6 protein-coding genes are annotated in these 5562 nt (G+C 32.0%); 3 read left to right on the forward strand and 3 right to left on the reverse strand.

Features of this window, described 5'->3' with window-relative positions; all coding sequences use genetic code 11:
* From VKY47_RS05465 to VKY47_RS05475, 3 genes are all read left to right on the forward strand, one after another.
* Window positions 1-291, forward strand: a 291-nt coding sequence (locus VKY47_RS05465) for a BlaI/MecI/CopY family transcriptional regulator (protein ID WP_324311030.1), incomplete at its 5' end; no start/stop codon positions are given.
* A 2-nt stretch (window positions 292-293) separates the two neighbouring features.
* Complete coding sequence (locus VKY47_RS05470) at window positions 294-1730, forward strand: M56 family metallopeptidase (protein ID WP_324311031.1); 1437 nt, start codon at window positions 294-296, stop codon at window positions 1728-1730.
* A 112-nt stretch (window positions 1731-1842) separates the two neighbouring features.
* Window positions 1843-2319, forward strand: coding sequence for a hypothetical protein (locus VKY47_RS05475; protein WP_324311033.1), 477 nt, complete (start codon window positions 1843-1845; stop codon window positions 2317-2319).
* Between the two features lie 23 nt (window positions 2320-2342).
* Here the strand turns inward: VKY47_RS05475 and VKY47_RS05480 are convergent, their stop codons facing one another.
* The 3 genes from VKY47_RS05480 to VKY47_RS05490 are packed head-to-tail and all read right to left on the reverse strand — an operon-like array spanning window position 2343 to window position 5376.
* Window positions 2343-3230: a hypothetical protein gene (locus VKY47_RS05480; RefSeq protein ID WP_324311035.1), complete on the reverse strand. Its 888-nt coding sequence runs from the start codon at window positions 3228-3230 to the stop codon at window positions 2343-2345.
* 53 nt (window positions 3231-3283) lie between these two features.
* Entirely contained in the window at window positions 3284-4408 is a 1125-nt protein-coding gene (locus VKY47_RS05485; protein WP_324311037.1) for a glycosyltransferase family 2 protein, read from the reverse strand.
* Window positions 4405-5376: a lysylphosphatidylglycerol synthase domain-containing protein gene (locus tag VKY47_RS05490; protein WP_324311039.1), complete on the reverse strand. Its 972-nt coding sequence runs from the start codon at window positions 5374-5376 to the stop codon at window positions 4405-4407. Before VKY47_RS05490 ends, VKY47_RS05485 begins: the two co-directional genes overlap by 4 nt.
* Window positions 5377-5562 lie beyond the last annotated feature (186 nt).

Here is a 5562-nt window from a genome sequence, read left to right on the forward strand (position 1 = left end):
AAACAAATTATAGACCTCTTACCAGAACCCAAACCAGCCTATAATACGGTTTCCACCATAGTTCGAATTCTAGAAAGTAAAGGCTTTGTAGACTACGAAAAAAAGGGAAAAGGCCATATTTATTTCCCATTGGTTAAAAAACAAGATTATAGCAATCAAAGCTTAAATACCTTGGTCGACAATTATTTTCAAGGCTCTTTTAAAAGTATGGTGTCTTTTTTTGTGAAGAAAAACGACATCAGTCTTCAAGAGTTGGAGTCGGTTTTAAAAGATATTAATAAAAAAGATTAATTATGGCACTATACATCATTCAAGCTATCGCTTTTCAATTATTCTTTTTAATCGTTTACGATGTGTTCTTAAAAAAAGAAACCTTCTTCAATTGGAATAGGGCTTATCTTTTAATTACGGCTGCCTTTTCGTTTGTTTTACCATTTATTAAAATTGAGATGTTTAAAAACATCGTACCACAAGAATATATTATTACGCTTCCAGAAGTTGTTATAGGGAAACAAAACCCAATCGTTCTGGACGAGGTATTACTTGAAGGTGCTAATCAAGCAGCAGGTTTTTCATGGTCTTGGATGTATCTGTTTTACCTTGGTTCAATCATAGCTTTTGTGATTTTTGCATTTAAACTGATTAAAATAATCCGATTGATTAGCGGCAATCAAAAGCATCAAGAATCTAAATTACGGATTGTGAATCTTGAGAACAGTCGCGATGCTTTTTCATTCTTTAATTACATCTTTCTTGGCCAGCAATTGGAAAATGAAGAGCGAGAAACCATTTTACAGCACGAACTGGTTCATGTGAAGCAAAAACACACCTTCGACATGCTTTTTTTCGAACTGCTTCGAATTCTGTTTTGGTTCAATCCATTCATTTATATGTATCAAAATAGAATTTCGGTTTTGCACGAATTTATAGCAGATTCCGAAGCTGTAAAACACAATAAACAACAATATTATCAAAACCTGTTATCGCAAGTATTTCAAGCCAAGCAGGTCTCATTCATCAATCCATTTTTTAAACAATCATTAATCAAAAAACGAATCGTTATGTTACAAAAATCAAAATCAAAACAAGTCCAATTAGTAAGGTACGCACTTTTAATTCCCATGGTATTTGGGATGTTAATTTATTCTTCTTGTAGTGATACAGGTCGAGAAAGTCTTGCAGTTTTAAGCGAAAATCCTCAAGAAGATCAATTAAAAATGATTATCGAATCCTTTGACACGGATGGAAAATTAAACGAATCTGAAAAAGAAGAGCTAACAACCTATTTTTTAGATGTTATTAAAGCAAATGTTGAAGGTCAGGATGTTTCAACAAAACCATTTAACACGTCACAATTTAATACGATTGGTGAAGTGTCTTTTGAAAAAATTGAACGAGTTCCGGTTTTTCCAGGTTGCGATTCTCAAGAAGATGAAGCTATCAGAAGATCTTGCTTCAATAAGGAATTAAGCACTTTTATTGCTGAAAACTTCAATACAGATTTAGCCAAAACCTTAAACTTAGCTGGAATTGTAAAAATTTCTGTATTCTTTAAAATAGATAAACAAGGGAATATTACAGAAGCAAAAGCACGAGCACCGAAACCAGAATTGGTAGACGAAGCTATTCGAGTAGTTAACCTATTACCAAAAATGGCACCAGGAATGCACGAAGGAAAAGCTGTAAACGTCCCTTATTATTTACCAATTAAATTTGAAATAAAGGAATAATAAATAATAAACACTAAAAACCGAAGCTTTGTCTTCGGTTTTTTTATGTTTAAACAGCTGCATTTATGAAGAATAATCAAAAATATTGTATTTTTCCGTTTTAAATCCCTGTATGAAACAATTGTACCTTTTTTTTGGTTTTTTATTGCTTGTTTCTTGCAATTATTTTGATGTAAAGAAAACAACCTCAGATGCTATTTTAAATGAAGAACTAAAAACATTTAATTGGAGTGATGTGGACGATTATCCTTCTTTTGCATCCTGTAGTGATGATGTTTCAAAAAAAGAAAAAAAAGCCTGTTTTCAAAATACCTTAACGGCTATTATTACTAGTAGAATTCAGAGAGATACCTTAGTGGTTTCACAAAACATTGATGATACCATTTATATAAAATTTCAAATTTCGGAAAAAGGAATTTTATCCTTCTTAGAAGCCAAAGTGGACTCTGTAACACGTCATGAAATTCCAAATATTGACGACCTTCTTAAAAACAGTTTGGATTCCTTACCAGAAATTTATCCAGCCATAAAACGTGGGCAACAAGTAAAAACAGCTTTTACCCTTCCAGTTATTATTCAAGTGAATTAAAGATTTTAAACGAAATGTTTTAATTACAAGTTGAATTTAAAGCCAACGGCAAAATCAATTGGAAAATTTCCTTCATTTTCATTAAATAAAGCTATCAGATTGTTGTAGGCAAGGGTGATGTATCCATTCTTGGTTACTTTTATATCACTTCCTAATCCGAAAATAAATGGCGCCTCTAATTGTGAGTCAGATTGCTTTTTAGTGATATAAGTCCCTGGATTTAGCTCGTCTTCATAACTAACGGTTTCGTTGTAAAAGGTGTAAGTAACAAATGTCAAGTTTCCATAAATACTGAAATTGCTTTTATTGATAAAGCGGTATCTATATCCTAAGCCTAATTGTGTGGATGAATATTTAAAATCGTCCGCCTCCAAAGCAGTTCTAAGGTTAAAATATCCTGCATGACGTTCTAAGCGTTTGTCGCTATAGACTTCGAATTCTGCGCCAAAAAATGGTACAGATGTATTGTTAGGATTATTTACAAAGGGCTGATTGGTGAGGCCTCCAAAAACACCTAAGCGCGATTGCATCTTCGCTCTTGGTTCATAATTAAAATTTATATCGCTTGTGGAATTATACATATTGATATAATCTTTTAAACTAGCAAGCGTTAATCTGACGTCTTCCGCCGAAAGCCCGTATTCCTGTGTCAACTCATTTAGAGTGGCTTTATACTCTTCTTGATATTTTTTGGTTTCCGGATTTTTGGTATTTACCAATTCTTGGATAGAACCATCCTTTGTTCTTATAAAATATCTGTATTGTCGATCTATCGTGTTCCATAATAAATCCAAATTTCCTTCAACTTCAGTTTTTAGCTGAAGCGTTTCACCATTTATGATGTAGGATTCTTGCGCATATAGAGATGAAAAGGAGAATAAAAGGCACAAAATAAAGACAAGCTTTTTCATTAGATCAAGGATTTCAGTTCTTGTAAATCTAACAAAAATAAATGATTTGCGCACTATTTTCTATAAGCTCTGTCTTTCCATTTATAGCTTGAAAAAATGGAGGTAGTCGCTATATAAACACTAAAAAACGGATACATTAAAGCACTAAAAAAATAGCTTTTAAATAATTTCTTCTGATTAAAAAATGAAGCCGTTTTATATAGTAATACAAAATCGATGCTTGTTTTTAAAATGAAAATAATTAGTAATAATTTGAATTTGAAAACCTCTAGAAATGCTAACAACAAGAAAGCAATTAAACTAGCATTCATTAAAAGAACTAGAAGCCCGGTTAATTTTCCAAAGTTATTTTTATAATGGGTTGTTTTTGAAGCCCAACGAATTCGTTGCGATTTTAAACTGGAAAAATCTGGTTGCGGTTTTGTAAAAACTATGGCTTCCTTGGCTTTTAAAAATAATACGGAATCTCTGTGTTTTTCTATGGCTTTTTGTAGTAAAAACACATCATCCCCACTGGCAATATTGGTATTGCCATCAAAACCATTTAAGGTTTTAAAAAAATCCTTTTTGTAAGCTAAATTAGCCCCATTGCTTAAAAAAGGTAATTTTAATCCAAAGCCGCCAATGGTCGCGCCAATTAAACTCAAAAAATCGAAAGCTTGGAATTTGTCTAGAAATGTTTGAATGTTGTAATAGGCAACTGGGCCAGAAATCATTTTTGCATCCGTTTTGTTGATGAAACTATTATAGCAGTTTAACCACAATTCGGGAAGCAAGCAATCAGCATCTGTAGTCAAGATCCATTCGTTTTTAGCATGTTCAATAGCTGTTGAAATAGCGTCTTTTTTCGGGGATTTAGACTTTCTTTTATTCTGAAGGATTTTGAAATCAATTTCACTGTTGCCCAAATGATTTTTAATAATCTCGCATGAAGTATCCTCGGAAGCGTCGTTCACAAAAATTATTTCGAAGTTTAAAAAAGAGTATTTTAATTTTGAAATGGACCTTAATAATGTGGGTAGATTTTTAGCTTCATTTCGAAAAGGAACAATTACAGAAAATTTCGTTTTTGTTGAGGTTTCTTTATATTTAAATTCAGAAACTTGGTCGAAACCATAAATAAAACCTCCTATTAAAAGCAGATACAGAAACGTAATGAGTAAGCTTACAGCTATCATGAGGCAGTGTTTTTAGGGAGTTTAAAGTTTAAAACAAACACGCCACCAAGTAAGCTTGGAATCACGAAATTAAGTAGCCACATACAGGTTACGACGCTTAAAGTTGTCAGTTCGTTAACGCCAGTCAAAGAAAATAAATACACAGCTACACCACCCTTTATTACCACATCAAAAATAAAAATAGAAGGGATTACAGACACCAATAAATACATGGAAGTAATTACAATCATCGCAGTTAAATAGGAAATTTCCACCCCAAATAAATGAAGCAAAAAATAAAATTGAAACGAAAATATAAGATACCTAAAAATGGAAAGCATAAGACAAACACTATAATGTTTCAATGGGATATTCTTAAAGAACTGCCATACTTTTTCAATGGAAACGCCTTTAATAGTCACTGTTTTTTTCTTCCATCCAAAAAACACTAAGCTTAAAATAAATAATAAAACAGCTGCAAACTTAGCAGTTTTAGTATAATTGATATCCATAGAATAAGTCGTCATAAAAAAGTACAAACCAATAAGTCCAAAAACTGTAGTTACTAACATTTGCATGCTGTTTCCAAGGAAATTCAATAGGACTATTCTTCTTCTAAACTCTGAGGTATAAAAAATGGCTTTGGCACCATATTCTCCAATTCTGTTAGGTGTAAACAAAGAAGCAGTTAAAGAACCAAGACTTTGCTGAAGTGCCATTTTAAAACTTATTTTCTTAAAAACGGATACTAAATCCTGCCATTTCAAAATTTCTAAAATCCAGTTAAAATAGCTCAAAACGAGTAGGAATAAGATGTTTTTTAGTGAAAAAGCCTTGTTTGCGGATAAAAACGCACTAAAAACCTTAAAATCTAATTGGTTGTTTGTAGTTAATTTATAAAAGATAAAATAAAATGCACCAACTACTAAGCTTATTTTTAGAAGCACAATTAAGAATTGTTTAGTTTTGTAGGGTAAGGTTTTTTGCATTGCTAGCTTTACAACTTTTTATGCCGCAAATTAAACAATATAGTTTTATGAACACATCTTTTATAAACTTCAAAAAAGCTTCGGTTTCTATTATTTTTCTGTTCATCTCGTTTTTAGGTTTTAGCCAAGCTGAAACCAGTAAATGGAAGATTCAAATGGCGCTTGGTGTAAACAATCCGAGTTCGA

The organism is Xanthomarina sp., from assembly GCF_035306705.1.
Classification (GTDB): Bacteria; Bacteroidota; Bacteroidia; order Flavobacteriales; family Flavobacteriaceae; genus Xanthomarina.

Excerpts from the sequence above, each read along its gene's own strand:
- VKY47_RS05470 (WP_324311031.1), top strand. The coding sequence starts at position 294 with ATGGCACTATACATCATTCAAGCTATCGCTTTTCAATTATTCTTTTTA.
- VKY47_RS05475 (WP_324311033.1), top strand. The coding sequence starts at position 1,843 with ATGAAACAATTGTACCTTTTTTTTGGTTTTTTATTGCTTGTTTCTTGC.
- VKY47_RS05480 (WP_324311035.1), bottom strand. The coding sequence starts at position 3,230 with ATGAAAAAGCTTGTCTTTATTTTGTGCCTTTTATTCTCCTTTTCATCT.
- VKY47_RS05485 (WP_324311037.1), bottom strand. The coding sequence starts at position 4,408 with ATGATAGCTGTAAGCTTACTCATTACGTTTCTGTATCTGCTTTTAATA.
- VKY47_RS05490 (WP_324311039.1), bottom strand. The coding sequence starts at position 5,376 with ATGCAAAAAACCTTACCCTACAAAACTAAACAATTCTTAATTGTGCTT.